We start from the raw sequence: 15,257 nt of genomic DNA on the forward strand, positions 1-15,257 counted from the left end.
GATCACCAGATCCTGCCAGCGGAAGGCGGCTTCCGAGGCCGCCAGATAGAATTCCCACATGCGGCAGAAGCGCTCGTCATAGATCGCCTTGGCCTTGTCGCGATTGGCGGCGAAGCGCTCGCCCCAGTGCTTCAGCGTGTCGGCATAGTGGAGCCGCAGGATCTCGACGTCGGTGACGACCAGGCCCGACTTCTCGATCGCAGGCATCACTTCCGACAGCGACGGGATGTAGCCGCCCGGGAAGATGTATTTGCGGATGAAGGCGCTGGTCGCCCACGGCACGCCGGAACGGCCGATCGTGTGCAACAGCATGACGCCATCCGGCTTGAGCAGCGTCGCGCTCTTGTCGAAGAAGGTGCGATAGTGGTTGACGCCGACATGCTCGAACATACCGACCGAGACGATGCGATCGAAACGCTCATTGAGTTCGCGGTAGTCCTTCAGCTCGAAATGCACGCGGCTTTCCAGCCCTTGCGCATGCGCCCGGTCGGTGGCGACGCCATGCTGCTCGGTCGACAGCGTGACGCCTTGCACGTCGACGTCGAACGCCTTGGCGAGATAGAGGCCAAGCCCGCCCCAGCCGGAGCCGATGTCGAGCACCGTCTGGCCGGCCTTCAGCCGGAGCTTGGCGGCGATGTGGCGTTTCTTGGCGGCCTGCGCCTCGTCGAGCGTCATATCCGGCTGCTCGAAATAGGCGCAGGAATATTGCATGTCCTCGTCGAGGAAGAGCCGGTAGAGATCGCCCGACAGATCGTAGTGGCGCTGCACGTTGCGCCGCGAGCGCGAGGCGGTGTTGATCTGCTGCAGTCGGCGGAAGGCGTGGCGCAGGCCTTCGATGGCCTTCGACCAGGTGGCGTCGATGCCGCCGCTGCCCATGTTCTGGAAGGCGATGCGCATCACGCCCAGCACGCCGCCCTCGAGAATGTCGAGTTCGCCGTCCATGTAGGCTTCAGGCACCGCCAGCATCGGATCGAAGGTGATGGCGCGCTCGGCATGCGCGGTCTTGATGTGCATGTGCACCGGCTCGCCGCTGCCGTCGCCGAAAACCACCGCCGTGCCCTTGGGGCCGGTTACCCTAAGATTGCCGGTGCGCACCAAGCGGTCGAGAACGCGCTTCAACAGAATATTCATGACCAAATGTCCCCTCTCGGCCAGACAGGCTGCCTTGGCGCGTGACCGCGAAAATCGGGATCGATTTCGCCGGAGATCTTGCGCCGAACCAAAGTTGCACAGCGTGCTTTGCGCGGCCAAAGGACGCGCGACGCCATAGTCTGCAACAATATATAGGGGTTCGAAAAGTTCCATTTGGCACAAAAATGCCCGGGCGCGAGGCCCGGGCATTGGTCCAGCATGGCTGGATGACGGCAAAGTGATCGGAGCTTGGCGTCAAGTCGTGATCAGCCCCATGGCTCCAATCGCTTGCGACGTGTGATCAGGCGTTGTCTTCGTCGCCTTCGAACTCGGTGTTCGGATCGAAGAAGTTCTCCGGCCGGGCGTTGTCGTTGATGTCGTCGCCATAGATGGCTTCGGCGGTGGTCAGCGTCTCGCCCTTGGCCTGGCGCTCGGCTTCGTCGGCCGTGCGGGCGATGTTGAGCGTGACGGTGACCTCGACTTCCGGATGCAGCGCGATCGCCACATTGGTGACACCGATGGTCTTGATCGGCTGGTTGAGCAGGATCTGGTTGCGGTTGATCGAAAAACCTTCCGCCGTCAGCAGATCGGCGATGTCGCGGGTCGAAACGGAACCGTAAAGCTGACCGGTTTCGCCGGCGGAGCGAACGGCGATGAAGCTCTTGCCGTCGAGCTTTTCAGCGACCTGGGCCGCTTCCGACTTGCGCTCGAGGTTGCGGGCTTCAAGCTGGGCGCGCTGGCCTTCGAACTTCTTCTTGTTGGCTTCGTTGGCGCGCAGCGCCTTGCCCTGCGGCAGCAGGAAGTTACGGGCGAAGCCGTCCTTGACCTTGACGGTATCGCCCATCTGGCCGAGGCGGGAAACGCGTTCGAGAAGAATGACGTCCATGGATTTGTTCCTTTGGTTGGACGCCAATCGATCGATGAGATCGGCGCCGAATGTCTTGGGAACAGGTCAGGAAGCTTGAGCGCCTTTGGCGCTGGTGTCGCTGTCCTGCCTGTGCGGCAGTTAGAGGTTTTGACCTCAACCCGGGATTTGATGTTCAACCCTGCGGCGCCCGTCGCCGTGGGAGAAGAGCGGGCGGCGAACCGCCCGCATTTGAGATATTAGCGAACCACGTAGGGCAGCAGGCCGAGGAAGCGGGCGCGCTTGATCGCCTTGGCGAGTTCGCGCTGCTTCTTCTGGCTGACGGCGGTGATGCGCGACGGCACGATCTTGCCACGCTCGGAAATGTAGCGCTGCAGCAGACGCACGTCCTTGTAGTCGATCTTGGGCGCGTTGGCGCCGGAGAACGGGCAGGTCTTGCGGCGGCGATGGAACGGGCGCCGGGTCGGGATCTGATTGATGTCGACCATTATTCTGCACCCCCTTCAAAGCCTTCGCGCGGACGGCGCGGACCACGATCGGCACCGGCGTCGCCGAACGAGCGCGGCGGACGATCGCCACGGTCGCCGCGATCACGATCGCCGAACGAACGCGGACCACGATCGCCACGGTCACGGTCGCCGAAGCCGCCGCGTTCCGAGCGCTCTTCGCGCTTCTGCATCATGGCCGACGGGCCTTCCTCATGCGCCTCGACCTTGATGGTCAGGAAACGCAGCACGTCTTCGGACAGGCCCATCTGGCGCTCCATCTCGTTGAGCGCGGCCGCCGGGCAATTCAGGTCCATCAGCGTGTAGTAGGCCTTCCGGTTCTTGTTGACCCGGTAGGTGAGGGACTTCAGTCCCCAGTTCTCGACCCGGCCGACGGACCCGCCATTTGCGGAGATGACACCCTTGTACTGTTCGACAAGCGCATCGACCTGCTGCTGCGAGAGGTCCTGCCGGGCAAGAAACACATGTTCGTAAAGAGCCATTATGTCTTATGCCTTTCTTCGTTTCTCTCCCGGTTCCCGGCGGCAAAAGCCTCTGCAACTTCTCTGACCCGCAAACCCTCGAAGGGGCAGGGGGAAGAAAGGAGCATGACGAGACGGTCGAGAGCGGAGACACGGGAGGCGGAAGCACTTCCGGCTTCACACGAAGGTTCTGAAAACCTCCGGCCCTCCGTTCAGCCCCCAGCAAGGACCGGCAGATTGCGGGCGTCTATACAGCAATCCGGCCGCAAAGCAAGGGCAAGCGGCATTCCCGTGTGTCGCAGGCGACGATCGGGAAGCAGCAACGGCCGGAGTCGTGGTTTCCGGCAACCACGTCTTAACCACACCAGCAGGTTGTGTGGAGTTGAAGCCTGGCCGTCAACGGTCGATTCATCATGGAAGGCGCAAAAGCCCGGACAACCGCGCAAAAGCGGCAAGCATTTCCGGGGGTAAGGATGCTTCTCAACAAATTATGGCGCTCGAAGAGCGGCAATTTCACGCTTGTGCTGGGACTGGGTTTGCCGGTCATCCTGACGGCAGTCGCTTTCGCAACCGATGTCTCGACCCTTATGCGGGCCAAGAGCAATTTGCAGAACGCTCTCGATTCGGCAAACCTTGCTTCTTCGCACCTTGGCGATCTCGACATCACCCGCAATGACGCTTTCAACCGCTATTTCCAGGCCAACATCGTCGGTCATGGCGAGCTCGACAATGCGCAGGCGACGTTGACTGTCGACAAGGGCGTCAACTTCGTCAAGACCAAGGCGGTTGCCTCGGCGGACGTCCATCTCAACTTCGCCTTCCTGTTCGGCGACAGCAAGCACATCGTGGTCGATGCCTCGGCGGTCGAATCGAACAACCAGCTCGAAGTCGTGCTGGTGCTGGACAACACCGGCTCGATGGCCGGCGCGCGGATGACGGCGCTGAGGACGGCGACAAAATCGTTGCTCGACACGCTCGAAGCGGCGAAATCGCCAACGCGCAAGATCCGCGCCTCGCTGGTTCCTTTCGTGACGGCCGTCAACGTCAATGGCGACGGCTTCGACCCGTCCTGGATCGACATGGACGGCAAGTCCTCAACCAACGGCGTCAATTTTCCCGTCATCTACGGCAAGCGGCCGAACCACATGGCGCTTTTCAAACAGCTCAAGAAGACCGGATGGGCCGATGCCGGATGGAATGGCACCGGATGGAAAGGTTGCGTCGAGGCGCGGCCAGGCGCTTACAATATCTCCGACACGCCACCCGACCCGGCCAAGCCCGACACGCTGTTCGTGCCCTACTTTGCGCCGGATGATCCCGAAGACGCCCAGAAGCCGTCTGGCTCCTATGGCAATTCGGATAAATACTACAACAACTCCTATCTCAACGATGTCAGCGACAAAACCAGGCTTGCCCAGTCGGGCATCAACATTCTGGGCATCGATCTCAGCAACCTGCTCGGCAATCTCATTGAACTTCTGTCGCCCGATGACAGGGATGCCAGGGAAAAGATCGCCAAATATGTTGCGCCCGCCAAGGAACTCATCACCGAGATCGGCTCTCCCATCACTGTCGGCCCGAACCGTGCGTGTCCGACCCCGGTGGTCCCCCTGACCGACGATTTCGACAAGCTGCGCAAGGCGGCCAGTCAGATGACCGAGTGGAATGGCTCGGGTACCAATGTCTCCGAGGGCCTGTCGTGGGGTATGCGCGTGCTGTCGCCTGCCGCGCCCTACACCGACGGAGCGCCGTGGAAGACGCCTGGGATCAGTAAGATAGTGCTGTTGCTCACCGACGGCGAGAACGTCGTCTATGGCGCCAGCGAACAAGAATCGACAAAGTCGGATTACACATCCTATGGCTATCTGGCTGGCGGCCGCTTCGGATCGGACAACCAGACGACCGCTGCGCGCAATGTCGACGGCTGGACCAAAAACGTTTGCACGCAATTGAAGAACGAGGGCGTGCAGATCTACACCATGGTGCTGCAATCCGACACCGCAGCCAACCGTGCGCTTTACAGCGCCTGCGCCTCGGATCCGAGCAACTATTATGCCGTCAACGATCCGACCAAACTGCCGAACGTGTTCCTTCAGATCGCCAACAATTTCACGAAGCTGCAATTGACCAACTGAACACGCGAACCGAGACGGACCAGCAGGCTCCGAGGGAATCGCTGGCCTCAACTCGTATGCGCGGCGACAATCTTGTCGACCGTTTCGGGGAAGAAGTCGGGCGCCGCGTGGCGTTTGCCGAACATCATATCGTACTGCAGCAGGCGGAAATCGCGGATCGCCGGATCGATCTCCTTCTGCCGCGCCCAATCGGGCGTGGCCTCGCCAGCCGGCGTCAGCAGCAAATTGCGGTCGACGACACGGTAGTGTTCGCTCATCTCGCCCAGGAAGCCGGTGTAGTAGGGATGGCTGATGCCGGCCGTCTTCAGGATATGATAGGGCAGGAAGGCCGGGCTGACGGCGCCCATGTGCTCAGCCGGCCCGGTGCGGTTCGACCAGATGACCAGCGGCGTCTCATGATGCTCGAGGGCAGCCTCGGGCGACGCTTCCTTGCGCGGCGCGACATTGTCCTTCAGGAAGCCGGTTTCGACATAAACCGGCCCGAGCGGCGGCAGATGGTCGCCGAAGAAGGCGATTACGGTTGGGCGGGAGCGTGTCTTTGCCCATTCGACGAGGCGTTCGAGACCGCGATCGGCATCGGCTGAGCCTTCGGCGTAGCTGAGCAGCGATTCGCGCGCCCACTGACTGATCGGCGCCTGCACCCTGTGCGTGGGACTGTAATAGCGGTTCGGTTCGTAGGGACCGTGGTTTTGCAGGCTGACCGCAAAGAAGAACACCGGCTCTTCGCTGGCGTCGGCCTCGCTGATGATCTCGTCGGTCATCGCGGCATCCGATGCCAGTGGCCCGCGCTTTTGCATTGGCGGCAGCGTCTCTTCCGACTTGAAATCGTTGAAGCCGAAATCGGCGTAGACCGCGCCACGGTTCCAGAACCAGTTGGTGCCCGGATGGATGGCGCGCGCCCGATAACCCTGGCTCTTGAGGAAGGTTGCCAGCGACGGCGTCGGCGTGCGCACATATTGCTGGTAGGGGATGCTGCCGGCCGGCAGGAACGCGTTGGAGAAGCCGGTCAGCGCCTCGAACTCGATATTGGCGGTCATGCCGCCGAACTCCGGCGAGAACATCGAGCCGGAGCGCAGCGCCCGCACATTGGGGATCGGATCGGGCGTGATGGTGACGCCGGGCAGCTTGGTCGGGTCCCAGAAGGACTCGCTCATGACGATGATGATGTCAGGCTTCTCGGCCGGCACCGAGGCGGTCACATCGGGCCTGGCGATCGCCGCGATCGCCTTGTCGGAATAGCCCGGCGGCGCAGAGACATGCGCCATCGGCACATTGAGCGCAAAGGCCAGCGCAAAACCGTTGGAGGCATAGTTTTCCTTCTGGTCCCACATGATCGGGATGATCTGCAACCGGTCCCTGGTCCAGGAGAAGGTGGCATAGTCCATGATCGAAACGAAGAAGGCGAGCAGCGGCACTGCCAGCGTCAGCCGCGCAAGGCGTCCCTTGCGGCTGAGTGCGGGAACCTTGCGGCGCCACATCCGCCAGCCATAGACGAGCAGCGACAGGCCGGCGACGATGCCGACGACCATGGCGAGCGCGGTCATCGGCCGGTCGCGCACCAAAAGCGGCAACAGCGCAAAGATCTGGCGGGCATAGAGGAAATCGGTCGGATAGAGCGGATCGCCGAGATAATGCGACTTCTGGTGGCCGACGAAGGCAAGCGATAGCGTCAGCGGCGCGACGATCATCAGGCTCTGATGGCTGCGGCCCAGCACCGCATCGAGGCCGATCAGGATCAGCGCGAACACGACGATGGTGGTCCAGCCCGGCTTGAGCGGCTGCAGGAAGAAGGAGACCGTGCCGGCAAAGTCGCCGCGCACGATCAGTTCGATGGCAAACACCAGGACGGCGGCGATCGCCAGGCTGATCAGCCCATAGCGCACGACCGGCCATCTCCTGCCCGGCAGATAGCCGGTGGAGGGGTCGTCTTCCAGGAACTGTGGCGCGGCCTTGCCGGCGCGTTTGTAACTCTTTGCCACTTTAACTTCCCCACCCAGCGACAAGCACGTCACTCGATTGTCATGGAATTGTCACGCAAAGCTAGCGCCTGTGGCCAAAATAAGAAGAGCCAGCAAACGAATCGTGAGCGGTTTTCATCAGGAGTGATCGCCAAAAAGCCTTTCGGAACAGGCACTCGGCGGATGAAGCTGCCGTCGAGCAGGGTCGAACCGGGCTTGACTTGGCGGCCTGCCTTGCGTCACAGGCAAGAAAAACTCGTCTATCAGGCAAGCAAAACCAGCCCTTGGGAGCCCGCGCATGGCCGTTGCATTCACCTTTCCTGGACAAGGCAGCCAGGCAGTCGGCATGGGCAAGGATCTCGCCGAGGCCTTTCCCGAGGCGCGCAGAATTTTCCAGGAAGTCGACGACGCGCTCGGCGAAAACCTGTCGAAGCTGATCTGGGAAGGGCCGGAAGAGACGTTGATGCTGACCGCCAACGCGCAGCCGGCGCTGATGGCGGTGTCGCTGGCCGCGATCCGGGCGCTGGAATCGCGCGGCTTCTCGCTGAAAGGCAAGGTCGCCTATGTCGCCGGTCATTCGCTGGGCGAATATTCGGCGCTCGCGGCCGCTGGCTTCGTTTCGGTTGCCGATGCCGCCAGGCTGCTGCGCATCCGCGGCAATGCCATGCAGGCGGCGGTGCCGGCCGGCGAGGGCGCCATGGCGGCGATCATCGGATTGGAACAGGCCGATGTCGAAGCCGCTTGCGCGGAAGCCGCCAAAGGCTCCGTCTGCCAGATCGCCAACGACAATGGCGGCGGCCAACTGGTCATTTCCGGCGCCAGGGCCGCGGTCGAACTGGCGGCGAAACTGTGCACTGAGAAAGGCGCCAAGCGCGCACTGATGCTGCAGGTGTCCGCGCCCTTCCATTCGGCGCTGATGGCGCCGGCCGCGAACGTCATGCGCGACGCACTCGCCGGTGTGACAAAGAATGCGCCGGTCGTTCCCGTCCTCTCCAATGTCACGGTCAGCCCGACCAGCGATCCGGACGAGATCGCCCGCCGCCTGGTCGAGCAGATAACCGGCCGCGTACGTTGGCGCGAGACCGTGGAGTGGTTCGGCGCAAATGGCGTCACCACGCTTTACGAGATTGGCGCCGGCAAGGTGCTTTCGGGATTGGCGCGGCGCATCAACCGCGACATCGCCACTGCGTCGGTCGGCTCGGCGGCTGAGGTCGAGGCAACGCTAGCAGCGCTTGCATAAAGCCCCATTTGATCCCATTCCCTGCAAAAGGGGTGTTCTCTTCTCAATCAGGAGACAAAAATGTTCGAATTGACTGGCCGCAAGGCGCTCGTCACCGGCGCATCGGGAGGCATCGGCGAGGCGATCGCCCGGATGCTGCATGCGCAAGGCGCGATCGTCGGCCTGCATGGCACCCGCGTCGAGAAACTGGAGGCGCTGGCTAGCGAGCTTGGCGACCGGGTCAAGCTGTTCCCGGCCAATTTGTCCAACCGTGACGAGGTCAAGGCGCTCGGCCAGAAAGCCGAGGCCGATCTCGAAGGCGTCGACATCCTGGTCAACAACGCCGGCATCACCAAGGACGGGCTGTTCGTGCGCATGTCGGATGCCGATTGGGACAGCGTGATCGAGGTCAATCTGACCGCCGTTTTCCGGCTCACCCGCGAACTCACCCATCCGATGATGCGCCGCCGCCATGGCCGCATCATCAACATCACCTCGGTGGTCGGCGTGACCGGCAATCCCGGCCAGACCAATTACTGCGCCTCCAAGGCCGGCATGATCGGCTTCTCCAAGTCGCTGGCGCAGGAGATCGCCACCCGCAACATCACAGTTAACTGTGTTGCACCAGGCTTCATCGAATCGGCAATGACCGACAAGCTCAACGACAAGCAGAAAGAGGCGATCATGGCGGCGATCCCGACGCGGCGCATGGGCACCAGCGTCGAAGTCGCGTCCGCCGTCGCTTATCTCGCCTCCAACGAAGCCGCCTACGTCACCGGCCAGACCATCCACGTAAATGGCGGCATGGCTATGATTTGAACGAGGTTCTGCAGCAACGCCGGCGGGTTGTGTAAAGAGACCATTTCGGCTTGGACCTCAGCTATTTTTCGTGTAATGCGGCCCGCAACCCGGCGGTTCGGGCAAAAATCGGTCCGTAGTCGTTGCGTTTCCGGCAGGACCATCTTTCAGCTTGATTAGCGGCATTCTGCCCGCTAACGAAGACAGACAAACAAAAGACGAGGATGCCCAAATGAGTGACACCGCAGAGCGCGTCAAGAAGATCGTCATCGAGCACCTTGGCGTCGATGCCGACAAAGTGACGGAGCAGGCGAGCTTCATCGATGATCTGGGCGCCGACAGCCTCGACACGGTCGAACTCGTCATGGCGTTCGAAGAAGAATTCGGCGTCGAGATCCCCGACGACGCGGCCGAGACCATCCTGACCGTCGGCGATGCCGTGAAGTACATCGACAAGGCTTCGGCCTGACGCTTTCTGCAGTCATCACCGGGGAGGACCTGCGATGAGGCGTGTCGTCGTCACGGGCCTTGGCTTGCTGTCGCCGTTCGGCATGGGCTTCGAGCACAGCTGGAAGGAGCTTCTGACCGGCCGCAGCGCTGCCAAGCGCATCACCGAGTTCGAGGTGGAGGACCTTGCTTGCAAGATCGCCCATGTCATTCCGCGTGGTGACGGCAGCAATGCCACCTTCAATCCCGAGGCCGTGCTCGAGCCGAAGGAATTGCGCAAGATCGGCGACTTCATCCTGTACGGGATTGCCGCCGCCGACGAGGCGCTGAAGGATTCCGGTTGGGAACCCAAGACGCATGAAGAGCAATGCGCCACCGGCGTCCTGATCGGCTCCGGCATCGGCGGCATCGAGGGCATCGCCGAGAACGCGATGATCCTCAAGGAACGCGGCCCGCGCCGCATCAGCCCCTTCTTCATCCCGGGCCAGATCATCAATCTCGTCTCCGGGCAGGTTTCGATCCGGCACGGGCTGAAAGGCCCGAACCATGCCGTCGTCACGGCCTGTTCGACCGGCGCGCACGCCATTGGCGATGCTGCCCGGCTGATCATGTGGGGCGATGCCGACGTGATGGTCGCCGGTGGCGCCGAAGCGCCGGTGACGCGGCTGTCGATCGCCGGGTTCGCCGCATGCCGGGCACTGTCGACGGAACGCAATGATTCGCCGCAAACGGCGTCGCGCCCCTATGATCGCGACCGCGACGGCTTCGTCATGGGCGAGGGCGCCGGCGTTGTCGTGCTCGAGGAGCTCGAACATGCCAAAGCGCGCGGCGCCAAGATCTATGCCGAGGTGACGGGTTATGGTCTCACCGGCGACGCGCATCACATCACGGCGCCCGCCGAGGATGGCGATGGTGCCTTCCGTTGCATGACGGCGGCACTCAACCGGGCCAAGCTTACGCCTGCCGACGTCGACTACATCAACGCGCACGGCACCTCGACCATGGCCGACACGATCGAGCTCGGCGCTGTCGAGCGGCTTGTCGGCAATGCCGCATCGAAGATCTCGATGTCGTCGACCAAGTCGTCGATCGGCCATCTGCTTGGGGCGGCCGGTGCCGCCGAAGCGATCTTCTCGATCCTTGCCATCAGGGACAATGTCGCGCCGCCGACCATCAACCTCGACAACCCCGAACGCGAAACCGCGATCGACCTGGTGCCGAACAAGCCGCGCGCCCGCCAGATCGACGTGGCGCTGTCCAATTCGTTCGGCTTTGGCGGGACCAATGCGTCGCTGGTCTTCCAGCGCTACAATGGCTGATCGTCCGGCTGCCGGGCGACGCTTTGGCGTGCCGTCAATTTTGCCATATTCGCCTCTACTCTGCCGCTGGGGATTCGTTGGGCGATCAAACGGTAGGGCGAAATGAACACAAATCCGGCAGGCAACGGAGAATTCGGGCAACGGCCGGCAACATCCGGACCGATCGTGCCGAAAACGGCCAGCGAGGCGTTGCGGCCAGAGGCCGGCACGCCGCCGCCGAAGCGCTCGCGTGCGTCACGCAGCCAGGTCGTCGTGTTCATGAACTTCGTCATCTCCTCGGTGATGCTGGTGGTTCTGGCGGCCGGCGTCGCGGTCTATTTCGGCAAGCAGGAATTCACCGAGCCCGGACCCTCCGCTAATGGCGATACCTTCCTGGTCAAGCCGAACACCGGCGTCCAGGATATCGCCGACCAGCTCGAACGCCGCGGACTGATCAGTGATGCCCGGGTATTCCGCCTTGGCGTGCGCGCCTTCGGCAATGATTCGGCGCTGAAAGCCGGCGAGTACGAGATCAAGCCCAGGGCTTCCATGCGCGATATCATGGAGCTTCTGAAGAGCGGCAAGTCGGTGATGTATTCGCTGACCATCCCTGAAGGACTGACTGTCGACCAGGCATTGCAGCGCATCGCCGAGGAGACTGCCTTGAGCGGCGACATGCCGGCAACCACGCCGCCGGAGGGCAGCCTCGCCACCGACACGCTGCGCTTCACGCGCGGCGCGACACGCCAGCAGATGGTCGACAAGCTGCTTGCGGATCAGAAGAAGCTGGTTGACGATGTCTGGCAGCGGCGCGCGCCGGACCTGCCGCTGGCCAACGTCGAGGAGTTCGTCACGCTGGCTTCGATTGTCGAGAAAGAGACGGGCAAGGGTGACGAGCGTTCACGGGTTGCCGCCGTCTTCCTGAACCGGCTTGCCAAGGGCATGCGCCTGCAATCCGATCCGACCATCATCTACGGGCTGTTCGGCGGCAAGGGAAAGCCGGCGGACCGGCCGATCTACCAGTCGGATATCCAGAAACAGACCCCCTACAACACCTATGTGATCAACGGCTTGCCGCCGACGCCGATCGCCAATCCGGGTCGTGCAGCGCTGGAGGCGGTGGCCAACCCATCGAAGACCGACGACCTCTATTTCGTCGCCGACGGCACCGGTGGGCACGTCTTTGCCGCGACGCTGGACGAGCACAACGAGAATGTCGCCCGCTATCGCGCTCTGCAGAAGAAGCAGGCGGATGACGTCGCCAAAGCCGCCAAGACGACCGGCGGCGGCGACAGCGATGCCGTCAAGCCGGCGGACGGTGGGCCGGCCGACAGTGGGCCGGCTGACGGTGCCGACGACAGCGGCGGTGACGCGGGCGCTGCCCAGTAGAATGAAGAAAGGCGTTGCCCGACAGGCGACGCCCTGACATTTGCAAGAGCGCCGCGCGTCCGATTTCGACGCGCCTGCGCAGTCATTTTCAAGCCGCACTTGCTCTGTCCGGAAAGCCGGTTCGGGGCAATGTGCCAGGGACGTGTGGGCGATATGAATTTGCAGAGCATGACCGGTTTTGCACGTGCCGTCGCCGAGCACGAAGGCACTTCGATCGCCTGGGAGGTCAAGTCCGTCAACGGCAAGAGCGTCGAAGTACGGCTGCGGCTGCCGCAAGGCTTCGAGCGGTTGGAACCGGCTGTCCGGCAGATACTTCAGAAACGTTTTGCACGCGGCAATTTTCAGGCGACGCTGACCATCGGCCGTGCCGTCGGCGCGCAGGCGCAGCCGGTCGTCAACGAAGCCTTCCTGAAGGACCTGGCTGGGCTCGCCAAGCGGCTGCAGGAGCAGTTCGGCGTTGCTGCGGCGACCTCGGATGGATTGCTTTCGCTGCGTGGCGTGCTCGACATTCCCGAGACTGTCGAAACCGAGGAGGCGAGGGCTGCGCTCGATGCCGCGATCATGGCCGCGCTCGAAGTGGCCTTGAACGGGCTCGAACAGGCTCGGCAGGGCGAAGGGGCCGCGCTGGCTTTGCTGCTGTCGGGTCATATCGACACAATCGAGGCGCTGACGCTGCGGGCAGAAGTGGATCCATCCCGCGAGACCGCGGTGATCCGGGAACGCATCGCCGAGCAGGTCAGGCTGCTGATGGACGCTTCCGCCAATTTGGATGCCACCCGACTGCACATGGAGGCCGCGTTCCTGGCCACCAAGGCCGATATTCGCGAAGAGATCGACCGGCTGAAAACGCATGTCGCATCCGGCCGGGCACTGCTGGTGGGCGGCGGCGCGGTCGGTCGCAAGCTCGATTTTCTGGCACAGGAATTTAACCGCGAATCGAATACGCTGTGTTCCAAGTCGAATGCCGCCGCCATCACCGCGATCGGGCTGGACCTGAAGGCGGTGGTCGACCAGTTTCGTGAACAGATCCAGAATCTGGAGTAGCCGATGGTTGCCAAGGATTTGGGGTCCCGCATTCGCCGCCGGGGCCTGATGCTCGTCCTGTCGTCGCCGTCTGGCGCCGGCAAGTCGACGATCGCGCGCAATCTTCTGGAAAGCGATTCCAGCCTCGAACTGTCGGTCTCGGTCACCACCAGGCCGCGCCGCGGCAGCGAGATCGAAGGCGTCCACTATCATTTCCGGACGATGCGCGAACTCGAGCGGCTTCGTGATTCAGACGCGCTGCTGGAGTGGGCCGAGGTGCATGGCAATTGCTATGCGACACCGCGCGAGCCTGCCGAACTGGCGCTGTCTGAAGGGCGCGACATGCTCTTCGACATCGACTGGCAGGGCGCCCAGCAGCTCAAGGAGAAGATGCGCGCCGACATCGTCTCGATCTTCATCCTGCCGCCATCGATGAAGGAGTTGAAGGCACGGCTGAAGCGCCGCGCCGAAGACCAGGAAGCGGTGATCGAAACGCGGTTGAAAAACGCCCGCAACGAGATCGAGCACTGGAAGGAATATGATTTCGTCATCGTCAATGACGACCTCGACCGCGCCTTCGCCGAAGTGCGCGGCATCGTCGTCGCCGAGCGGCTGAGACGCGACCGCCGGCCAGGCCTGTTCGATTTCGTCTCGGGACTGTTGGACGAGAAGACGGGTTGAGGCGGTGAAGCGCCAATCTCCCCCACGAGGGGGCAGATCGGCAGCTTCTTACACCGCGTTTGTCAACCTTACAAATTCCTCGACGCTGAGCGTCTCGGCGCGGCGTGTCGGATCGATGCCGGCGCGGTCGAGCAGGGCCTCGCCGCCGAGGCTCTTAACGCTTTGCCGCAGCATCTTGCGACGTTGGCCGAAGGCGGCTTCTGTGACGCGGCCGAGTTTCTTCACCTCGGTGGGCAGGGGCATCGGGCGCGGCACAAGATGCACCACCGAGGAGGTGACCTTTGGCGGCGGCGTGAATGCCTGTGGCGGTACGTCGAAGGCGATCCTCGCCTCCGTCCGCCAGCCGGCAAGGACCCCCAGCCGGCCATAGCTGTCGCTGCCGGCGGGAGCGACGATGCGCTCGGCCACCTCGCGCTGGAACATCAAAGTCATCGAGGTGTAGAAAGGCGGCCAGTCGCTGACGGTCAACCAGCGCACCAGCAGCTCCGTGCCGATGTTGTAGGGCAGGTTGGCCACGATCTTGACCGGGCCGCCATTGCCGGTCGCTCGACTGGCAAGGCCCGTGAAATCCGTCTTCAGCGCATCGCCCGAAACAACCTCCAGCCGGCCGGGATAGTGGTCGGACACTTCGGCAAGAGCAGCCAGGCAACGTTCGTCGCGCTCTATGGCGATCACCTGGCGCGCTCCGTTGGCAAGCAAGGCGCGGGTCAGCCCGCCGGGACCGGGGCCGACCTCGATGACGGTTGCATCGGACAAGTCGCCGGCGGTGCGGGCGATCTTGCCGGTGAGGTTGAGGTCGAGCAGGAAATTCTGGCCGAGCGCCTTCTTCGCCTGCAGCCCATGCCGCTCGATCACCTCGCGCAGCGGCGGCAGCCCGTCGATGCTCATGCCCGAGATCTCATACGGCAACCGCCTTGGTGTTCGTGTCGGCCAGCCGCCGGGCAAGCTTCAGCGCCGCTATCAGGCTGTCGGGCCGCGCCACACCCTTGCCGGCGATGTCGAAGGCCGTGCCGTGGTCGGGCGAGGTGCGGATGAAGGGCAGGCCGAGCGTGACATTGACCGCCTCGTCGAAAGCCAGCGCCTTGGCCGGGATAAGCGCCTGGTCGTGATACATGCAAAGGGCCGCGTCGTAACCAGCCCGCGCCCGGACATGGAACAACGTGTCGGCCGGCAAAGGGCCGAAAGCGTCGATGCCTTCGGCGCGCAGGATGTCGACCGCCGGGCGCACGATCCGCTCGTCTTCGAGGCCCATGGCGCCGCCTTCGCCGGCATGTGGATTGAGCCCGGCAATCGCCAGCCGTGGCCTGGCGATGCCGAAGCGGCCGGCAAGGTCGGCAGCGGTGATG

Annotated in this window: 16 protein-coding genes; 8 read left to right on the forward strand and 8 right to left on the reverse strand. The window is 63.0% G+C overall.

Going from position 1 to position 15,257, the window contains the following annotated elements; genetic code table 11:
- The 4 genes from EN990_RS31900 to rpsF form a co-directional block, all read right to left on the reverse strand.
- Nucleotides 1-1,131: cyclopropane-fatty-acyl-phospholipid synthase family protein (locus tag EN990_RS31900; protein ID WP_164766196.1), on the reverse strand; the 1,131-nt coding region annotated here is incomplete at its 3' end.
- 301 nt (nt 1,132-1,432) lie between these two features.
- Nucleotides 1,433-2,017 carry a 50S ribosomal protein L9 gene (gene rplI, locus EN990_RS31905; RefSeq protein ID WP_013532521.1) on the reverse strand — a complete coding sequence of 195 codons (585 nt, stop codon included), beginning with the start codon at nt 2,015-2,017 and terminating at the stop codon, nt 1,433-1,435.
- A 218-nt stretch (nt 2,018-2,235) separates the two neighbouring features.
- Nucleotides 2,236-2,484 (reverse strand): 30S ribosomal protein S18, encoded by a 249-nt coding sequence (gene rpsR / locus EN990_RS31910; RefSeq protein ID WP_006203718.1) that lies wholly within the window; start codon nt 2,482-2,484, stop codon nt 2,236-2,238.
- Complete coding sequence (rpsF, locus tag EN990_RS31915; RefSeq protein ID WP_013532520.1) at nt 2,484-2,984, reverse strand: 30S ribosomal protein S6; 501 nt, start codon at nt 2,982-2,984, stop codon at nt 2,484-2,486. The genes rpsR and rpsF overlap by 1 nt, the downstream gene beginning before the upstream one ends.
- Before the next feature lie 452 nt (nt 2,985-3,436).
- Here rpsF and EN990_RS31920 point away from each other — a divergent pair, with 452 nt between their 5' ends.
- Nucleotides 3,437-5,098 carry a pilus assembly protein gene (locus EN990_RS31920; protein WP_127368505.1) on the forward strand — a complete coding sequence of 554 codons (1,662 nt, stop codon included), beginning with the start codon at nt 3,437-3,439 and terminating at the stop codon, nt 5,096-5,098.
- A gap of 47 nt (nt 5,099-5,145) precedes the next feature.
- Here the strand turns inward: EN990_RS31920 and EN990_RS31925 are convergent, their stop codons facing one another.
- On the reverse strand, nt 5,146-7,077 hold the full coding sequence (locus EN990_RS31925) for an LTA synthase family protein (protein ID WP_024504319.1): 1,932 nt from the start codon (nt 7,075-7,077) through the stop codon (nt 5,146-5,148).
- Between the two features lie 277 nt (nt 7,078-7,354).
- Here EN990_RS31925 and fabD point away from each other — a divergent pair, with 277 nt between their 5' ends.
- The 4 genes from fabD to fabF all read left to right on the forward strand — a co-directional run bounded on the left by fabD (nt 7,355) and on the right by fabF (nt 10,839).
- The gene (fabD, locus tag EN990_RS31930) at nt 7,355-8,296 is read left to right on the forward strand and encodes an ACP S-malonyltransferase (protein WP_013532517.1); all 942 of its coding nucleotides are present in this window, start codon (nt 7,355-7,357) and stop codon (nt 8,294-8,296) included.
- A 60-nt stretch (nt 8,297-8,356) separates the two neighbouring features.
- Nucleotides 8,357-9,094 (forward strand): 3-oxoacyl-[acyl-carrier-protein] reductase, encoded by a 738-nt coding sequence (gene fabG / locus EN990_RS31935; RefSeq protein WP_013532516.1) that lies wholly within the window; start codon nt 8,357-8,359, stop codon nt 9,092-9,094.
- Nucleotides 9,095-9,305: 211 nt separating this feature from the next.
- Nucleotides 9,306-9,542, forward strand: a complete 237-nt coding sequence (locus EN990_RS31940; protein ID WP_006203723.1) for an acyl carrier protein — start codon at nt 9,306-9,308, stop codon at nt 9,540-9,542.
- A gap of 34 nt (nt 9,543-9,576) precedes the next feature.
- On the forward strand, nt 9,577-10,839 hold the full coding sequence (gene fabF, locus EN990_RS31945) for a beta-ketoacyl-ACP synthase II (RefSeq protein ID WP_013532515.1): 1,263 nt from the start codon (nt 9,577-9,579) through the stop codon (nt 10,837-10,839).
- Here the strand turns inward: fabF and EN990_RS36400 are convergent.
- Nucleotides 10,827-11,099, reverse strand: coding sequence for a hypothetical protein (locus tag EN990_RS36400; protein WP_244514282.1), 273 nt, complete (start codon nt 11,097-11,099; stop codon nt 10,827-10,829). The two genes, fabF and EN990_RS36400, sit on opposite strands and share 13 nt — an antisense overlap.
- Here EN990_RS36400 and mltG point away from each other — a divergent pair.
- The 3 genes from mltG (at nt 11,098) to gmk (ending at nt 13,911) form a co-directional block, all read left to right on the forward strand.
- Nucleotides 11,098-12,207, forward strand: coding sequence for an endolytic transglycosylase MltG (gene mltG / locus EN990_RS31950; protein WP_245268565.1), 1,110 nt, complete (start codon nt 11,098-11,100; stop codon nt 12,205-12,207). The genes EN990_RS36400 and mltG overlap by 2 nt on opposite strands.
- A gap of 153 nt (nt 12,208-12,360) precedes the next feature.
- On the forward strand, nt 12,361-13,251 hold the full coding sequence (locus tag EN990_RS31955) for a YicC/YloC family endoribonuclease (RefSeq protein ID WP_013532513.1): 891 nt from the start codon (nt 12,361-12,363) through the stop codon (nt 13,249-13,251).
- A 3-nt stretch (nt 13,252-13,254) separates the two neighbouring features.
- Entirely contained in the window at nt 13,255-13,911 is a 657-nt protein-coding gene (gene gmk, locus EN990_RS31960) for a guanylate kinase (RefSeq protein WP_127384836.1), read from the forward strand.
- Between the two features lie 48 nt (nt 13,912-13,959).
- On the opposite strand, the gene rsmA is transcribed toward gmk, so the two are convergent.
- Both rsmA and EN990_RS31970 read right to left on the reverse strand, forming a co-directional pair.
- Entirely contained in the window at nt 13,960-14,799 is an 840-nt protein-coding gene (gene rsmA / locus EN990_RS31965; protein ID WP_127370435.1) for a 16S rRNA (adenine(1518)-N(6)/adenine(1519)-N(6))-dimethyltransferase RsmA, read from the reverse strand.
- A gap of 10 nt (nt 14,800-14,809) precedes the next feature.
- Nucleotides 14,810-15,257: 4-hydroxythreonine-4-phosphate dehydrogenase PdxA (locus EN990_RS31970; protein WP_206526362.1), on the reverse strand; the 448-nt coding region annotated here is incomplete at its 5' end.

It is taken from the genome of Mesorhizobium sp. M7A.F.Ca.US.005.03.1.1 (genome assembly GCF_003997975.1).
GTDB lineage: Bacteria > Pseudomonadota > Alphaproteobacteria > Rhizobiales > Rhizobiaceae > Mesorhizobium > Mesorhizobium ciceri.

Coding starts and splice junctions, on each gene's coding strand:
- EN990_RS31920 (WP_127368505.1), top strand. CDS start 3,437: ATGCTTCTCAACAAATTATGGCGCTCGAAGAGCGGCAATTTCACGCTT.
- fabG (WP_013532516.1), top strand. CDS start 8,357: ATGTTCGAATTGACTGGCCGCAAGGCGCTCGTCACCGGCGCATCGGGA.
- fabD (WP_013532517.1), top strand. CDS start 7,355: ATGGCCGTTGCATTCACCTTTCCTGGACAAGGCAGCCAGGCAGTCGGC.
- rsmA (WP_127370435.1), bottom strand. CDS start 14,799: ATGAGCATCGACGGGCTGCCGCCGCTGCGCGAGGTGATCGAGCGGCAT.
- rpsF (WP_013532520.1), bottom strand. CDS start 2,984: ATGGCTCTTTACGAACATGTGTTTCTTGCCCGGCAGGACCTCTCGCAG.
- fabF (WP_013532515.1), top strand. CDS start 9,577: ATGAGGCGTGTCGTCGTCACGGGCCTTGGCTTGCTGTCGCCGTTCGGC.
- rpsR (WP_006203718.1), bottom strand. CDS start 2,484: ATGGTCGACATCAATCAGATCCCGACCCGGCGCCCGTTCCATCGCCGC.
- mltG (WP_245268565.1), top strand. CDS start 11,098: ATGAACTTCGTCATCTCCTCGGTGATGCTGGTGGTTCTGGCGGCCGGC.
- rplI (WP_013532521.1), bottom strand. CDS start 2,017: ATGGACGTCATTCTTCTCGAACGCGTTTCCCGCCTCGGCCAGATGGGC.
- gmk (WP_127384836.1), top strand. CDS start 13,255: ATGGTTGCCAAGGATTTGGGGTCCCGCATTCGCCGCCGGGGCCTGATG.
- EN990_RS31940 (WP_006203723.1), top strand. CDS start 9,306: ATGAGTGACACCGCAGAGCGCGTCAAGAAGATCGTCATCGAGCACCTT.
- EN990_RS36400 (WP_244514282.1), bottom strand. CDS start 11,099: ATGAACACGACGACCTGGCTGCGTGACGCACGCGAGCGCTTCGGCGGC.
- EN990_RS31955 (WP_013532513.1), top strand. CDS start 12,361: ATGAATTTGCAGAGCATGACCGGTTTTGCACGTGCCGTCGCCGAGCAC.